The 16,709-nt window shown below is 41.1% G+C and carries 16 protein-coding genes; 8 read left to right on the top strand and 8 right to left on the bottom strand.

Going from position 1 to position 16,709, the window contains the following annotated elements; translation table 11 throughout:
• Window positions 1-463: 463 nt before the first annotated feature.
• Both ychF and pth read right to left on the bottom strand, forming a co-directional pair.
• Complete coding sequence (gene ychF, locus M1F17_RS11560) at window positions 464-1,555, bottom strand: redox-regulated ATPase YchF (RefSeq protein ID WP_094962511.1); 1,092 nt, start codon at window positions 1,553-1,555, stop codon at window positions 464-466.
• A gap of 102 nt (window positions 1,556-1,657) precedes the next feature.
• A complete protein-coding gene (gene pth, locus M1F17_RS11555) occupies window positions 1,658-2,248 on the bottom strand; it encodes an aminoacyl-tRNA hydrolase (RefSeq protein ID WP_110591647.1) in 591 nt (196 codons plus the stop codon).
• A gap of 300 nt (window positions 2,249-2,548) precedes the next feature.
• Here pth and ychH point away from each other — a divergent pair, with 300 nt between their 5' ends.
• A complete protein-coding gene (gene ychH, locus M1F17_RS11550) occupies window positions 2,549-2,821 on the top strand; it encodes a stress-induced protein YchH (RefSeq protein WP_004910602.1) in 273 nt (90 codons plus the stop codon).
• A gap of 303 nt (window positions 2,822-3,124) precedes the next feature.
• Here ychH and prs read toward each other — a convergent pair whose 3' ends face one another.
• From prs to lolB, 3 genes are read right to left on the bottom strand one after another with little or no spacing between them, the layout of a single operon-like run.
• Window positions 3,125-4,072, bottom strand: coding sequence for a ribose-phosphate diphosphokinase (prs, locus tag M1F17_RS11545; RefSeq protein WP_004910604.1), 948 nt, complete (start codon window positions 4,070-4,072; stop codon window positions 3,125-3,127).
• Window positions 4,073-4,128: 56 nt separating this feature from the next.
• Complete coding sequence (gene ispE, locus M1F17_RS11540) at window positions 4,129-5,004, bottom strand: 4-(cytidine 5'-diphospho)-2-C-methyl-D-erythritol kinase (RefSeq protein ID WP_094962513.1); 876 nt, start codon at window positions 5,002-5,004, stop codon at window positions 4,129-4,131.
• Complete coding sequence (gene lolB / locus M1F17_RS11535; protein WP_004264131.1) at window positions 5,001-5,657, bottom strand: lipoprotein insertase outer membrane protein LolB; 657 nt, start codon at window positions 5,655-5,657, stop codon at window positions 5,001-5,003. The genes ispE and lolB overlap by 4 nt, the downstream gene beginning before the upstream one ends.
• A gap of 623 nt (window positions 5,658-6,280) precedes the next feature.
• Here lolB and hemA point away from each other — a divergent pair.
• Genes hemA through M1F17_RS11500 form a run of 7 tightly spaced genes read left to right on the top strand, consistent with a single transcriptional unit; the run spans window position 6,281 to window position 12,892 of the window.
• Window positions 6,281-7,543 (top strand): glutamyl-tRNA reductase, encoded by a 1,263-nt coding sequence (gene hemA, locus M1F17_RS11530; RefSeq protein ID WP_004264133.1) that lies wholly within the window; start codon window positions 6,281-6,283, stop codon window positions 7,541-7,543.
• Window positions 7,544-7,574: 31 nt separating this feature from the next.
• On the top strand, window positions 7,575-8,657 hold the full coding sequence (gene prfA / locus M1F17_RS11525; protein WP_004264135.1) for a peptide chain release factor 1: 1,083 nt from the start codon (window positions 7,575-7,577) through the stop codon (window positions 8,655-8,657).
• The gene (gene prmC / locus M1F17_RS11520) at window positions 8,657-9,490 is read left to right on the top strand and encodes a peptide chain release factor N(5)-glutamine methyltransferase (RefSeq protein WP_094962514.1); all 834 of its coding nucleotides are present in this window, start codon (window positions 8,657-8,659) and stop codon (window positions 9,488-9,490) included. Before prfA ends, prmC begins: the two co-directional genes overlap by 1 nt.
• A 22-nt stretch (window positions 9,491-9,512) precedes the next feature.
• Window positions 9,513-10,322: an invasion regulator SirB1 gene (gene sirB1, locus M1F17_RS11515; RefSeq protein WP_318836990.1), complete on the top strand. Its 810-nt coding sequence runs from the start codon at window positions 9,513-9,515 to the stop codon at window positions 10,320-10,322.
• Between the two features lie 45 nt (window positions 10,323-10,367).
• Complete coding sequence (gene kdsA / locus M1F17_RS11510; protein WP_004255137.1) at window positions 10,368-11,222, top strand: 3-deoxy-8-phosphooctulonate synthase; 855 nt, start codon at window positions 10,368-10,370, stop codon at window positions 11,220-11,222.
• Between the two features lie 12 nt (window positions 11,223-11,234).
• The gene (locus M1F17_RS11505) at window positions 11,235-12,137 is read left to right on the top strand and encodes a TIGR01212 family radical SAM protein (protein ID WP_094962515.1); all 903 of its coding nucleotides are present in this window, start codon (window positions 11,235-11,237) and stop codon (window positions 12,135-12,137) included.
• A gap of 20 nt (window positions 12,138-12,157) precedes the next feature.
• The gene (locus tag M1F17_RS11500) at window positions 12,158-12,892 is read left to right on the top strand and encodes a tetratricopeptide repeat protein (RefSeq protein WP_094962516.1); all 735 of its coding nucleotides are present in this window, start codon (window positions 12,158-12,160) and stop codon (window positions 12,890-12,892) included.
• A 50-nt stretch (window positions 12,893-12,942) separates the two neighbouring features.
• Here the strand turns inward: M1F17_RS11500 and dauA are convergent, their stop codons facing one another.
• From dauA to M1F17_RS11485, 3 genes are all read right to left on the bottom strand, one after another.
• The gene (gene dauA, locus M1F17_RS11495) at window positions 12,943-14,676 is read right to left on the bottom strand and encodes a C4-dicarboxylic acid transporter DauA (protein WP_094962517.1); all 1,734 of its coding nucleotides are present in this window, start codon (window positions 14,674-14,676) and stop codon (window positions 12,943-12,945) included.
• A 290-nt stretch (window positions 14,677-14,966) separates the two neighbouring features.
• A complete protein-coding gene (locus M1F17_RS11490; protein WP_242439617.1) occupies window positions 14,967-15,356 on the bottom strand; it encodes a hypothetical protein in 390 nt (129 codons plus the stop codon).
• Window positions 15,357-15,364: 8 nt separating this feature from the next.
• Window positions 15,365-16,708 carry a phosphatase PAP2/dual specificity phosphatase family protein gene (locus M1F17_RS11485; RefSeq protein ID WP_094962519.1) on the bottom strand — a complete coding sequence of 448 codons (1,344 nt, stop codon included), beginning with the start codon at window positions 16,706-16,708 and terminating at the stop codon, window positions 15,365-15,367.
• Window position 16,709 lies beyond the last annotated feature (1 nt).

Below are 16,709 nucleotides of genomic sequence, written 5' to 3'. Positions count from 1 at the left end.
CTAGCAGAGATGATGTGTGGCTTCTTATCATTACATCAATAGCCTTACTTATCTAAATATTTATACCTCCATAGCCGAGACACTATAGGGTTCTATCTGCTTAAATTTTTTGTTACGGGCTCTTCTAGCTTACTTTATATCTAGTAAGAGAGTTACTGCAGAGTAGTAAACAAGTACGGATATGTGTCGTTTTTTACCATAATGTTTTATTTTAAGATATGACTTAGGGCGGTCATTAGTCTGATATTTTTTAACTTGGTTTTGTTAGCCTGTAAATTCAAATTGTTATGAAAGTAAGCTAGATTCTATTTATTTAGAAAGAGAAGGAGAAGGAGAACCAATAGTGAGTTTTTATGATATAACAGGAGGGAAAACAGCATAGTATTATATTTATAAATTAAATATTATGCTGTTTTTTTGATTAATGATACTTTTTAGTTGGGTGCAAATCTAAAATATAGGCTTACACATTAAACAGGAAGTTGAGCACATCGCCGTCTTTCACGATGTAATCTTTTCCTTCTGCGCGCATTTTACCTGCTTCTTTAGCACCTTGTTCGCCACGGTATTGGATAAAGTCATCAAATGCAATAGTTTGCGCGCGAATAAAGCCTTTTTCGAAGTCAGTATGGATTTTACCCGCAGCTTGTGGCGCAGTTGCACCAACAGGGATAGTCCACGCACGCACTTCTTTAACACCGGCAGTAAAATAGGTTTGCAGGTTTAATAACTGATATCCAGCACGAATAACACGGTTAAGACCCGGCTCTTCAATACCTAAATCCGCCATAAATTCATCGCGCTCTTCGTCTTCAAGTTCTGCGATATCAGACTCAATCGCTGCGCAGACAGGAACAACCACAGAGCCTTCAGCTTCTGCGATTTTATACACCACATCTAAGAACGGGTTATTTTCAAAACCATCTTCATTAACGTTAGCAATGTACATGGTTGGCTTTAATGTTAAGAAGCTCAAGTAGCGGATAGCCGCTTTATCTTCATTAGATAAATCTAATGTGCGTAACATGCCTGCTTGCTCTAAGTGCGGCAAACATTTCTCTAATGCTTCTAATTCCGCTTTTGCGTCTTTATCGCCGCCTTTTGCACGTTTTTGGACACGGTGAATAGCGCGCTCACAAGTATCAAGGTCAGCAAGTGCTAATTCAGTATTAATGACTTCAATATCTGCGGCAGGGTCAACTTGGCCTGCAACGTGAATGATATTGTCGTTTTCAAAACAACGAACAACATGGCCAATGGCTTCGGTTTCACGGATATTCGTTAAAAATTGGTTACCTAGGCCTTCACCTTTGGATGCACCTTTCACTAAGCCCGCGATATCAACGAATTCCATAGTCGTTGGTAATATACGCTGTGGCTTCACAATTTCAGCTAATTGATCAAGACGTGGGTCTGGCATTGGCACAACACCCGTGTTTGGTTCAATTGTACAGAAAGGGAAGTTGGCTGCTTCGATGCCGGCTTTGGTCAATGCATTAAATAGGGTGGATTTACCCACGTTAGGCAGACCAACGATACCGCATTTAAAACCCATATGTTTCTCACCTTAATAGCAAGGGGCAGTCTCACGCTGCACCCAATGTTTAGAAATTGGCGCTGATTATACACAAAAAGTTGATTCGGATGAAATGAACTCTTATGCGGTTGCTTTAAAACCATGTAAACGATTGATGGCTTTGTCCATCCCATCAGCCAGGAGAATATCTGTGCACCTAGCTGCTTCATCAATCGCATCATCAATGAGCTTTTGTTCAGATAAAGGCGGTTTGCCCAAAACAAAACCAACAACTTTATTTTTATCACCCGGATGACCAATACCAATGCGTAAACGATAAAAATTCGGGTTATTGGCGAATTTGCTTTGAATATCTTTCAACCCATTATGCCCGCCATTACTGCCACCTAACTTCATTTTAGCCACACCTGGTGGTAAATCGAGCTCATCATGGGCGACTAAGATCTCATCGAGATTGATGCGATAAAAATTAGCTATAGCGGCAACAGATTTACCACTTAGATTCATAAAGGTGGTTGGAACCAGCAGACGGATATCGTTACCATTCATATTAATGCGAGCGGTATAACCAAAAAATTTAGCTTCTTCTTTCAATGGCTGATTATGGCGCTCAGCCAGTAAATCAACATACCATGCACCTGCATTATGGCGCGTTTGTGCATATTCAGCACCTGGATTGGCAAGTCCAACAATTAACTTAATTTTGCTCACGGCGATGATTTCACTATCAGTTATGAAAATAATGCCTTAGTTTACCTTGTGAAATACAGGATGTACAAAATTGTGATAGATAAAAGTCACTATGATTATAATTGCCGAATAAACTATTCGGATTTTCTGGGTTTTTGATAAAAAGCACTTTTTGTACAGATATTCTTGCTAACTTCCTTCCTTGTGATGTCTATCGCAAAAAATTTTACTTAATGCACTATAATCATTACATAAATATAAAGTATGACCGAATTTATTTACACATGCTTGCTTATCAGTTTACTGGTACTGGAGGTATATATGAAACGGAAAAGCGCTCATCTTCTTGGTAATGTCTTCATGGGAATCGGAATGGTGTTGATGATCGGGAGTATTGGTGTCAACTTATTCTCTCATATTGTTAACTTAGGCCTTTCAGAACTTATTACCAATGGTTCCTTATTCGGCATTTTTATTGGTGCGATGGTATGGTTAGTCGGTGCAAGGATCGGCGGCCGTGAAAAAGTTGCAGACCGTTACTGGCAGTTAAAACAACAATATCATTCACGCAGAGATAATCACCGCTATCCATAAATAGCCTAGAGCAATTAATTGCTGATAATGGTGAACAAGTTTGATAATTAGGCATTAAGAAGAGTGAAATTCCAAAGAATTTTGCTCTTTTGTCGTGAAGATTGTGAGTTATTTTAGATGGCTATTTTTATCGTTTTATTACGTGAAATCACCACTATGATTGGCGATAGAATATAAACATAGGCATCGATGGTTTCTTTCCTGCCAAAATCATAAAGCCCCTGCAAATGACATTGCAGGGGCTTATATTTTTTATTGTGACTTTTTCATTATGGTTGAACGCTAAAACCCAATATTGGAGAATTAGTGCTCAAACATTGCTGAAATTGACTCTTCGTTGCTGATACGACGGATAGCTTCAGCTAACATACCTGAAAGCGTTAAGGTGCGAACATTGCTCAGCGCCTTGATTTCAGGAGAAAGAGGTATAGTGTCACAAACAATGACTTCATCAATGACTGAATTTTTGATGTTGTCTACAGCATTACCTGAGAAAATCGGGTGTGTTGCGTATGCAAATACACGTTTAGCACCACGTTCTTTCAGTGCTTCAGCTGCTTTACACAGAGTACCACCGGTATCAATCATATCGTCCACTAAGATGCAATCACGACCTGAAACATCACCAATGATATGCATAACTTGAGAAACGTTCGCACGTGGGCGACGTTTGTCAATAATGGCCATATCAGTGTCATTCAGGAGTTTTGCGATAGCTCTAGCACGTACCACGCCGCCGATGTCTGGAGATACAACGATTGGGTTTTCCAAATTCTTCTGTAACATATCTTCCAGAAGAATAGGGCTACCAAATACATTATCCACAGGAACATCAAAGAAGCCCTGGATCTGCTCTGCGTGTAAATCGACAGTGAGCACACGGTCTACACCTACACTTGACAGAAAATCGGCAACAACTTTAGCGGTGATTGGTACACGGGCAGAACGTACGCGACGATCCTGTCTTGCATAACCGAAGTAAGGGATAACAGCGGTAATACGACCAGCAGATGCACGGCGTAGCGCATCGACCATAACAACCAGTTCCATCAGGTTATCATTGGTTGGTGCACAAGTTGACTGGATGATAAAAATATCACCACCGCGAACATTTTCATTAATTTGAACACTGACTTCGCCGTCGCTAAAACGACCAACAGCCGCGTCTCCAAGATTAGTGTAAAGGCGGTTAGCAACACGTTGTGCTAGTTCCGGTGTAGCGTTACCAGCAAAAAGCTTCATATCGGGCACGAGAAAAACCTCAGGCTTGCGTCCAGAGAGATATTGTTGACCAATAGCGACAAGGCTTATTGGTGCAATACACGGGTTATCCCAGCGCGGAACTTGTGCAGTGGGGAAACGTTAACGCCTTGAGCGACGAACCCTTGCACCCACGATGGGGCTTTATTTAACACCTGCAGGGCATCCGCTTGTGTTTCAAATTCAGAAAAAACACATGCGCCTGTTCCTGTAAGGCGAGACGGAGCATATTCTAACAGCCAAGAAACAAGCTGTTCAACCTCACGAAAACGTTTTCTTGCGATTGGTTCGCAGTCATTTGCGTACGGAGCCAGTAATAATGCGGCTAGGGAGCGTTTTGGAGAATTTCGATTTAATTGTGGATCTGTGAAGATCATCGGGGTTGATATTTCAATTCCGGGATGAGCGACGAGATACCATTTCTCTTCAGGGGAAGCTTTGGTTAAAATATCACCAATCCCTTCAGCGAAAGCGGCATGTCCACGAACAAACACAGGAACATCAGCACCTAATGATGCACCTAATTCTGCAAGGACTTCATCAGAAACCTGTGTTTTCCAATGTTCGTTAAGCGCAATTAAGGTTGTTGCTGCGTTTGATGAGCCCCCACCAATACCACCGCCCATGGGCAATACTTTATGAATACAAATATCAGCCCCTAATGGGCCATCGTATTGTAAGGTATCGCGGCAATAGGATTGTAATAATTTAGCTGCCCGTAAAATTAGGTTTTTTTCGGGGGGAACCCCTTGCATGTCAGTCAATAAATTCAGTTGGTCGTCATCACGTGCTGTAATGGTGATTTCATCGCCATAATCAACAAATTGAAATAGAGTTTGTAATTCATGGTAGCCATCAGAGCGTTGGCCTGTGATGTACAAAAAAAGATTTAATTTTGCCGGAGAAGGCCATGTTAACGTCATTTCTTCAGTGTCCAACTATCCATTTTTAATTTGATAAGCCTGTCCCCTTGGCGTAGCTCTAGGTAGTTTGGCAGCATAGGTACCGTTTTGCTGTCATACGAAATGTAGTTGAGCTGCCAAGTTTCACCATTGCTTTTAAACGTGACACTTTTCAGCAGGTGGTTTTCATCTAAGGTAAAGTCTGTTGCACGTCCCGGTGAGCCTGTTAACCATGCAGTTAGGTCATCAATTGGAATTTCCATACCAGTAAGTTGATAGATAAGCTCGCTTGGAACGTCACTCATATGGGTTTGGCCATCTTTAGTGGTTAACCGAGCTAAATCAGGTTCAACGGTAAGCTCAAGTTCGCGGCTACCTAATGGGTTGGTCAGCAACAAACGGTACTTTTCAGGTGTATATTGTTGCCAGAAAAACTTAGCATACGTTTTTGTTTCTCCGCCGTTATAGGCAAATGATCCACGGGTTTGGTAGTCACGTAGCTGACTTAATTCCTGTTGATGTGCTTTCCATTTCGCATCGGATGCGGAGCTGGTTCCTTTTGTGGTCGTTTGTGACGTTGTCACGCATGCGGTTAGCAAGACGCATGAAAGTGGCAATAGGCGAAAAAAATGCTTATTTATGTGCATAAAGGGCAAAGTTTGAGTTAATTGCATATCAAATCTCAAAGTTGTATTGGGCGCTGATAGCAGTCTCTAATTGAGTTACTTGCATTTAAAGAAGTTCAGTTTAGCGCGTTAAGGCCATCAGAGTCATCTATTACACTAGATGATATACCTTGCGGATAAAAACCTGTAAGTGATTTACCGTTTGTATACAAATAACATAGTGTATTGACAGGGAAAATGGTTCCTTAAAAATGTTATTAGGCCAATCCAGTTTGGGTTCATGTGGCGTTAAGTTATCAGGATAAACCTCACCAGTCACCATTTGCTTTCTGTGCGAAATAATTGCATTCTCTATGCATCTTATTGTAGTTAATTTATCATTGTAAATAATGATATGGCTGATAATCAGTTTCATATAGCATAAATAAACGATAAAATTACGATCAGTTGTGATTGGTAAAATAACCATTACGTCTGTTTTTTTCGGTTTATTTTTTGGCGTGGGTCATCTTTCTGAAGGATAGGCTTATGTAAACCGTAGAAAGAGAGACGCGGATCATCTACAATAGAACAATATAAATAACAGTATTGCTAAATTGATGGGGAATACCCATCGAGCATTACTGAAAATAATTAGCACTGTAAGCAATGTGAGTAAGTCGTAAAGCACAATGACCTTATTAGCCTTAGGCATCAACCATAAAACAGCACCAGTAGCCCTGCGTGAGCGGGTGACATTTGGTCCTGAAAAAATTGACCATGCACTTGAGGAACTTCTCAAACAGCCTCAAGTGAATGGTGGCGTTGTGCTGTCTACCTGTAATAGAACTGAGCTTTACTTGAGCCTTGAATCACAAGAACGAGCTCAAGAACAGCTAGTAAAATGGTTGTGTGATTTTCATGGTATAACCCAAAAAGATTTACAGCCAAGTTTATATTGGCACCAAGACGACCGAGCGGTGAGCCACTTAATGCGTGTGGCGAGTGGCTTGGATTCATTAGTTTTGGGAGAGCCACAAATATTAGGGCAAGTAAAAAAGGCGTTTGCACTTTCGCAAGGTAACCATTCGTTATCAAGCGAACTTGAGCGTCTTTTCCAAAAATCATTTTCTGTTGCAAAACGTGTGCGTACAGAAACCGATATTGGAGCGAATGCAGTTTCTGTGGCATTTGCTGCTTGTACACTTGCTCGTCAAATATTTGAATCACTTAAGCATTTAAATATTTTGTTAGTTGGCGCAGGGGAAACTATTGAACTTGTGGCTCGTCATTTGCGCGAACACGGCGTACAAAAAATGATGATAGCTAACCGAACACGTGAACGTGCGGAGCTATTGGCCAATGAGGTGAATGCACAAGTTATTTCGTTATCGGATATTGATAACCGTTTAGCTGAAGCGGATATTGTCATTAGTTCAACGGCGAGTCCTTTACCCATTATAGGGAAAGGGATGGTCGAGCGTGCTATGAAAATACGTCGTAGTAAGCCGATGTTATTAATTGATATTGCCGTTCCTCGTGATATCGAACAAGATGTTGAAAAATTAAGAGATGTTTATCTCTATACTGTGGATGATTTGGAATCTATCATTGCACAGAACCTTGCTCAGCGAAAAGCCGCAGCCGTTGAAGCTGAATACATTGTTGAGCAAGAAAGTAGCCACTTTATGGATTGGTTGCGCTCACAAGCGGCAGTGTCTACAATTCGCGATTACAGAGAACAAGCTGAGGCCATTCGGGCAAATATGACTGAAAAAGCGTTGACGGCTATCCGTCAAGGTGCAGACCCTGAGCAAGTGATCATGCAATTATCGCAACAATTAACCAACCGCCTTATTCACGCTCCAACCAAGTCTTTGCAGCAAGCTGCAGGAAATGGGGATGTAGAGCGTCTAAATCTACTTAGGGACAGCTTAGGGCTGGACCATCAATAACCACATTTTAATCATAGGTCTTATATAACGAATGAAGCCTTCTATTGTCGCAAAACTAGAAGCATTACAAGAACGCTACGAAGAAATTGAAGCGCACCTTGCTGATGCAGGTGTAATTGCCGATCAAGACCGTTTTCGTGCTTTATCAAAAGAATATGCTCAATTGTCTGATGTCGCTAAATGCTTTAGCGCATGGCGCACAGTACAGGATGACATCGAAACAGCTGAAATGTTGTTAGACGATCCTGAAATGAAAGAAATGGCTCAAGAAGAGCTTAAAGAAGCCAAAGCGCGCAATGAAGAGCTCGAACAGCAATTACAATTGTTATTGCTTCCGAAAGATCCTGATGATGAATATAACTGCTTCGTTGAAATCCGTGCGGGAGCAGGGGGAGACGAAGCGGCAATTTTTGCGGGTGATTTATTCCGTATGTATAGCCGCTATGCAGAAAACAACCGCTGGCGCGTTGAATTAATGAGCACGAGTGATGGTGAACATGGCGGTTTTAAAGAAGTTATCGCGAAAATTTCCGGTGATAGCGTTTATGGTCGCTTAAAGTTTGAGTCAGGCGGTCATCGTGTTCAACGTGTCCCTGAAACTGAATCTCAAGGTCGTATCCACACTTCTGCTTGTACTGTGGCTATTTTACCTGAACTGCCAGAAGCTGAGTTACCTGAGATCAGCCCTGCGGACTTACGTATTGATACCTTCCGTTCATCGGGAGCGGGTGGTCAGCACGTTAACACCACAGATTCTGCAATTCGTATTACCCATATTCCAACAGGTATCGTTGTTGAGTGCCAAGATGAACGTTCACAACATAAAAACAAAGCGAAAGCGATGTCTGTGTTAGGTGCGCGTATTCGCCAAGCAGAAATGGATAAACGCCAAGCCGCGGAAGCCTCTGAACGTCGTAACCTGTTGGGTTCTGGTGACCGTTCTGACCGTATTCGTACCTATAATTTCCCTCAAGGCCGAGTGACTGACCACCGTATCAACTTAACGTTATACCGTTTGGATGAAGTGATGGAAGGAAAACTGGATTCACTTATCCAACCTATCATCAATGAATACCAGGCAGACCAACTTTCTGCGTTGTCTGAGCAGGAATAATGCAATATATCGAATGGGTCAAGCAGGCAGCGAATCGGCTGTCTGCAAGTGACAGTGCAAAGCGAGACGCTGAAATTTTACTGGAACATGTCACAGGCCGCAGTCGTACCTATCTTTTTGCTTTTGGTGAAACAGAACTCAAAGCCGAAGAATTCCAACAAGCTGAATTACTTTTACAACGCCGTGAGAAAGGTGAGCCTATCGCCTATATTATCGGTGAACGTGAGTTCTGGTCTCTTCCTCTTTATGTCTCTCCTGCAACACTAATACCTAGGCCAGATACTGAATGCATTATTGAACAAGCATTATCTAGGCTAACAGAGCAAAAAAATCAAATTTTAGATTTAGGCACTGGGACAGGGGCGATTGCATTGGCTTTGGCGTCAGAGATGCAACAAAGTCAGGTTATTGGTGTTGATTTTAACCCTGATGCAGTTGCTTTAGCACAACGAAATCAGCAGCGTTTGAATATTTCAAATGTCAAATTTATACAAAGTAATTGGTTTTCTTCACTATCAATTCAACAATTTGATATGATTATCAGTAATCCACCCTATATTGATGAAAATGATATGCACCTCAGTGAAGGTGATGTGCGATTTGAGCCGTTAACCGCTCTAGTGGCGAAGGATGAAGGCTTAGCTGATTTAATGCATATCATTAAAGAATCTAAAAAGTATCTTAAAAATCAAGGGTGGTTGCTTCTTGAGCATGGCTGGACACAAGGTCTTGCGGTGCGTGATTTATTTAAAGTACATGGGTACACCAAAATTGAGACTTGTCTTGATTATGGTGGAAGAGAGCGAATTTCACTCGGTCAATGGAATGGTTAAGTGGCGTAGCAGTGGGAATGTAATGAAAACCATAGCGAATATAGAGTTTAATCAACTCCCTTTAAGTGAAGGGATCATGACTGTGTCACAATGTATCCGTCATGATTTCCCGCTGATGAAAGTGCAAGCTCAGTTAGATAGCTTAGTATCATCAGCCAAGTCTTGTATCGATTTAACTGCTGATAATGAAACAAAAATTCAGCAATTGACTTCACTTTTCTACCAAGAATGGTCGTTTGGTCCAGCTGAAGGAATTTATTTGTTATCGGATATGCTGTGGTTAGATAAAGTATTGTCATCTAAGCAAGGTACGCCAGTGACACTCGGTGCTATCTTCTTGTATGTTGCCGAACGCCTTGGTATTGCGATTTATCCCGCTATTTTTCCTACGCAATTATTATTTATCAGTGAAAGAAATGATGGCAGCCAATGGGTAATTAACCCTGTTAATGGCGAGTCTTTATCATTACACACATTAAATTTATGGCTCAAAGGAACAGTTGATCCTTTTTCTGAATTTTACCATGACCAACTGGATGTAGCAGAAAACAGCGTTGTCATTCGTAAAATTTTTGACACATTAAAAGCGTCATTAATGGAAGAGAAAAAGATGGAATTAGCGTTGCGGGTTTGTGAAACGCTTCTGACTCTTGCCCCTGAAGACCCTTACGAAATTCGTGACCGAGGGTTAATTCTGGCACATTTAGACTGTAATCATGTGGCATTGAGCGATCTCAATTATTTTATTGAGCATTGCCCAGAAGACCCTGTTTCTGAAATGATTAAAATACAAATTTATTCGCTGGATAACCATCCGGTCGTATTACATTAATTAACATACAGGCCTATCCCCTGTTTTAATATTTAAGGTAAGAGTATGCAACAGAAAGTAGTCAATATTGGTGATATCAATGTCGCGAACGACTTGCCGTTTGTGTTATTTGGTGGAATGAATGTATTAGAATCCCGCGATATGGCGATGAAAGTGTGTGAGCATTATGTCACGGTGACACAAAAGCTGGGAATTCCTTATGTTTTTAAAGCGTCATTTGATAAAGCAAATCGCTCATCAATCCACTCTTATCGTGGCCCTGGTCTTGAAGAAGGAATGAAAATATTCCAAGAGTTGAAACAAACATTTGGCGTAAAAATCATTACGGATGTTCATGAGCCAGCACAGGCCGCCCCTGTTGCTGAAGTCGTTGATGTTATCCAATTACCTGCGTTCTTAGCTCGCCAAACAGATTTAGTTGCGGCAATGGCTAAAACAGATGCAGTAATTAATATTAAAAAACCACAGTTTATCAGCCCAGGGCAAATGGGGAATATCGTCGAGAAATTTATCGAAGGCGGTAATGATAAAATTATTCTTTGCGACCGCGGTGCGAACTTTGGTTATGACAATCTAGTGGTTGATATGCTTGGCTTTAATGTCATGGTCCAAGCATCAAAAGGCTGTCCTGTCATTTTCGACGTAACCCATGCACTGCAATGCCGCGACCCGTTCGGTGCAGCATCTGGTGGCCGTCGTGGTCAAGTTGCTGAGTTGGCAAGAGCTGGAATGGCGGTTGGAATAGCAGGTTTATTCCTTGAAGCGCATCCAGACCCAGACAACGCACGTTGCGATGGCCCATCAGCACTGCCATTAGATAAGCTGGAACCATTCCTGAAACAAATGAAAGCAATTGACGAAGTTGTAAAAAGCTTCCCAGAGTTAGATACAAGTCGCTAAGTTAGGCGGTTTATGCAACTCACTGAAGTCGTTTCTATGTTCGGCGCTGATTTACAGCGCCGATATGGTGAAAAAATCTATAAAATCACCTTACATGGTGGCTTTAATTGCCCGAACCGTGATGGCACCCTTGGGCGAGGAGGCTGCACTTTTTGTAATGTGGCCTCTTTTGCTGATGAAAGTCAGTCATCTCAAACTATTAGTGAACAAATTCACCAACAGATCACCCGAATTTCCCGCGCAAAACGTTATTTAGCTTATTTTCAAGCCTATACCAGCACTTATGCCGAAGTAAGCCTATTAAAACAACTTTATGAAGAAGCCTTACTGCAAGCCGATATTGTTGGTTTATGCGTAGGAACTCGCCCTGACTGTGTCCCTGAATCCGTTTTGTCTTTGTTAGGCCAGTATCAACAGAAAGGCTATGAAATATGGCTTGAGCTAGGTTTACAAAGTGCTCATGATAAAACACTACATCGTATTAATCGTGGCCATGGTTTTGATGCATACCGACAAACAACGCAAAAAGCCCGTAGCCTTGGATTAAAAGTGTGTACGCATTTGATTTGTGGATTACCCGGGGAAAATGGCCAAATGAACATGGAAACACTTGATAAAGTGCTTGAATGCGGAACGGATGGTATCAAATTACATCCGTTACATATTGTTGAAGGCAGTGTGATGGCCAAAAGTTGGCGAGCAGGGCGCTTGGCAACGCTTTCTCTTGATGAATATACCCAAACTGCTGGTGAAATGGTACGTCATACTCCGACTGACATTGTCTACCACCGTATCAGTGCAAGTGCAAGAAAGCCAACTTTGCTCGCCCCGAACTGGTGTGAAAATCATTGGGTGGGAATGAATAATTTATATCAATATTTCTTAAAATGGGGAGGGCAAGGCTCCGCGCTTTGACTTCTTTAATGAGAACAACTATGAAATCAAATTTTTATAAAGCTATTATCGTTTCATCTCTAATTACGTTTTCTTTTCAAGCTGCCGCTCAACTTGATATTACTCCTGAAGATAAACAAAAATTCGTACAAACTTACCAAAAAGCAGTCAAGAAAGATGCCCTTGCTCAGTACCAACTTGCTCAAATGTATTTTTCCGGTTTAGGTGTCCTACAAAATTTTAATAATGCGCGTTTATGGGCAAATGAAGCGGCAAAAAACGGTAATGCGGATGGTTATGCATTATTGGCGGATATCAATCTATTAAGTGATAGTTACTTTTCGCAGGAATTGGCTGATGCCCGTAAATACGCGACAAAAGCGGTTGAAATGGGCAGTACGCGCGGAAAAATCAGTTTAGCAGAGTCATTGATAAATCCAATTGCAGGCAAAACGGATTATCAACAATCTATAGAACTTCTTAATGAAGTTAATGCGTTAAATAACCCGGATTATTTTATTGCTCCAATTTTACTTGGTGTTATCTATTTAGATGGCAAAGGCGTTGCAAAAGACGAAAAGCAAGCACAGCAATGGTTTGATAAAGCAAATGAGATGACTTATCCAGGCTATGCAGAGTGGATGGCTGCGTTTAGATTTTCTGAAGATAACACAGGAACGGTGACCATCGACCAAGTTAAAGCAAAAAAATTAAGGGAAATAGCCTGCGAAAAAGGAAAAAATGCAGGGAATGAGATGTTTTGTTTTAGTGAGTGATAGCTAAACCGCCATGTGAAATAGCATGGCGGTTTGCTTTGATACCTAAGTTAAGGCGTTGTTGTTGGTTTTTCTGTGTCGATAGAACCTGCCTGTTCGATAGCTTTAACGGCTTCAAGTGCATGATCCATTGAATTATAAAAGCTCAATATGCCTTCAATAGGTGTCACTTTCGCTCTTGCCAAAGTTTTTAATGGCTGGAACGGAATGTCACAAACTAAGACATGGGTATCTTTGCGTACGGCATCTATGAATTTTTCGAAAGCTTCTAAACCACCTGCATCTAAAACCGGCACTGCGTCCCATTGCATAATAATGGTTTCATAACCTGCGCTTTTGACGCGCAATTCATCGAAAATACGCTCAGCAGCAGCGAAAAATAACGGGCCATTTATTCTTACGACTAAACGGCTTCGCTCTTCGTCTGTTTCTGCGAGTTGTGTTGAACGGGTCATATTGGCAATACGCCGCATGAACAATAATGACGCGAGAACAATCCCGACAGTGATAGCAATAACCATATCAAATAGAACAGTTAGAGACATACATAGTACTAATACAATAATGTCATCTTTTGGCGCGCGTTTAATCAGGTAAACGACTTTGCCCGCAGCACTCATGTTCCAAGCCACAATCAATAGTAATGCAGACATTGCGGCTAATGGCAGATAAGAGAGCATTGGTGCAAGAACTAATAATGTAAGTATCACCAGTATTGAGTGAATAATCGCAGAAATGGGGGATGTAGCACCTGCACGGACGTTAGCTGCAGAGCGTGCTATTGCAGCGGTTGCTGTGATCCCACCAAAAAAAGGCGCCGCAATGTTCCCCACACCTTGGCCAATAAGTTCACTATTGGAATGGTGCTTGGTTCCTGTCATGTTGTCCAATACTACAGCACATAACAGTGACTCAATTGCGCCAAGTACCGCCATAGAAAATGCTGCAGGCATTAATGCGGTGATCATCGCCCAGTTGATTGGCGCACTTCCGGGGAGTTCCCATGGCAAAATAAACTGCGGTAGGATAGGGGGAATACCATTACCTTCAGTACCATCAGGCAATAAATAGCTAAATTCAGAACCGATAGTCGCGACTTCCATACCAAATAATGAAAGTACCCACATGACGAAAGTCCCGACAATAAGGGCTGGCAAATGGCCGGGAAGTTTTAATTTTAGTTTAGGCCAGAAGATAAGCACCAAAAGGGTTGAAAGACCAATTAGTGTGTCACTGTACTGAAAAGTGGGGAAGGTATTGCCAATAGCAATGAGCTTATCAACATAGTTTTCTGGGACATGCGCCATTTGCAAGCCAAAGAAATCTTTAATTTGCATGGTAGCAATGGTGATAGCAATTCCCGAAGTAAAGCCTAAGGTGACAGAAACGGGTATGTATTCAATAAACTTACCAAAGCGAGCAAACCCCATCGCAAGAAGTATGACACCCGACATCAATGTGGCGACTAATAACCCACTTAACCCAAATTGTTGAGAGACAGGATAGAGGATCACCACAAAAGCCGCTGTGGGGCCTGAAACGCTATAGCGTGACCCACCAGTTACCGCGATGACGATCCCAGCAATCGCGGCAGTATAAAGCCCATATTGAGGCGGAACACCGCTAGCGATAGCCAAAGCCATTGCGAGGGGGATAGCGATAATACCCACGGTAATACCCGCGATTAAATCCTTAATAAAGCGGGTAGCCGTATATTTTTCTTTCCAACAAGAATCTATTAGCGCACTAAAAGGGCGCAACCTATTAATTTTTTTTGTACTCATTATACCCTACCAAATAACAGGGTGAAAAATAAACGAAAGATGTACCTATAAGGATACGCTTAGCAATCTAAAAAAAATCTGTTATGTATCAATGAATCTGCAATTATCATAACGTTTTCAGTAACAAAAGTAAAAAACCGTTATATTATAAAGAAAAATAGTTAGAGTACATTTTATATGGCTATTTTTCTTTTTTAGACTGTATATGTGAATGATGTAATCGTAATTTTATTTTTTAAGTAGTAATTATAAATCATTATAAATAAATAATTAGTCAACACGTATAATGGCTAGATTGTTATGATTGCTACCAATAATCCTATCCATTGCAGTAGTACTAGCCCAAGAGCACGTATGAAAAGACGTTTAGTCCCAGACCACCTTTGCTGCATCGTACAATGTTTAATTTTGCTTGGAAATAAAAAATTTAAAGCGTTATCAAAATGTTCTGTTTCATTATGTGTGTAGATAATTTTAAAGAAATGGTTATCTAGCCATAGGCGATATATATAATATTGGCAAATTATAAATATAATTACATTGACGAATAAAATATATTTAGGGTAATTAGAATCCAAAAATAAACTTAATTGGCAAAATAATGCTAATACAGACCCTACAGCGAAATAACGCCAACTATGAGTCAAAATAGTGATGACTTCACCTTGTTGTTTATTCATCAATGTATTCATTTTTTCACTCGGTTTAGGTGGTAATGGGTATACCAATAATTCAGCTGCTCTATCGTTGCTGTATTTAAAATCACTTGTGGGCGAGTTTGCTCAACTAATACTACGGCCCCTTCTATATTTTTAGCATCACCATGATGTACCAGCCATGCAACAGCCACAGTCGCACTTCGTGAGTAACCTAATTTGCAATGAATATATACCGCACCGTGTTTTACCAACTCATCCATAGTATGGACTGACTTTTCGATATCTTCCGCGCTTAGAGGTAACAAATCAATTTGCGGTTGGCTACAATATTTCAGCCCTTTACTGTAAGAATTGCGAGGCCATTCGCAAGTCATATCTAAAACAGCTTGAGTTTGCAAAGCGTAAAGCGGGCGCCCTCCCAAAACAATATGTTTACTGACAATACTGGGTTGTGCGCAGTGCTTAGCGAAGTAATGATAGGTTCCCCAAGCAATCAGCCGGTATGGCAGTAACAAAATAGTAGCAGAAGGGGAAATATTACCTTCCGGTGTTTTTTGGAAAACGCTGGCTCCGGCTCCTAAGTAGCCAAGGGTAATAAAAAAGAGGGCAATAGCAGGCCATAATAGTAACCAAGCGAACCCTTGGAAGGTAAAAGCAAGAATAAAACAAGCAAGAGAACCGGTTCCATAGTTTTTACTCATTTTAAAACTGCGAGGAGAACCTGTGTAATGCCATTGCCAATGGGTTTGTATAGGAAGTAAATAGCTAATTAATAGGCCAACGACAAAGCCAGTGATGACATCAATAAAGTGGTGTTGCCATGTGGTTAGAACTGAAATTAAAATTAAAACAGACCAACTATGAAGCAACCAGCGCCATTTTGTTGGTGTATGTGCTCGAAAACGTAACCATAGGATCCACAATAAAATAATATGTAATGAAGGGGCTTGGTTAAAGGGGAGATCAAATAGCTCTAGGCTGTTAAACATCCAGCCAAATAGGCCATCAGTGCTTGGTCGAGGGAAACTAAACTTTAGTGGAAATAGCAAAAAACCAATACAAGCAACAAGAGAAGCCGTGATCAGCCGTAAGCCGTGGATGGTTTGTTCTTTACGGGTCGTGCAAATAAATAATGATAACCCATAGAATAAGTCAATGCTCCAATAGGGAATGATAGTCCAAGGAAGAAATGGGATATGTGTTTCCCAAGAAAAAACGATAGAGGGAACCTGGTCTAACGTTGCGGTATAGGTATTGACTTGACCATAAGTTAAGAAGAAAAAAGGTGCTAGAAAAACTAACCATAGCAAACCAGACAGTATTATTTTGCGACGAGGTACAACCTGTTGAGGTTCGCGGGTTGCAGTTATCATC

This window comes from Providencia sp. PROV073 (assembly GCF_033688125.1).
Lineage (GTDB): Bacteria > Pseudomonadota > Gammaproteobacteria > Enterobacterales > Enterobacteriaceae > Providencia > Providencia hangzhouensis.
Note: the sequence above shows the minus strand (reverse complement) of the source record. Positions and strands in the feature narration are given on the sequence as shown.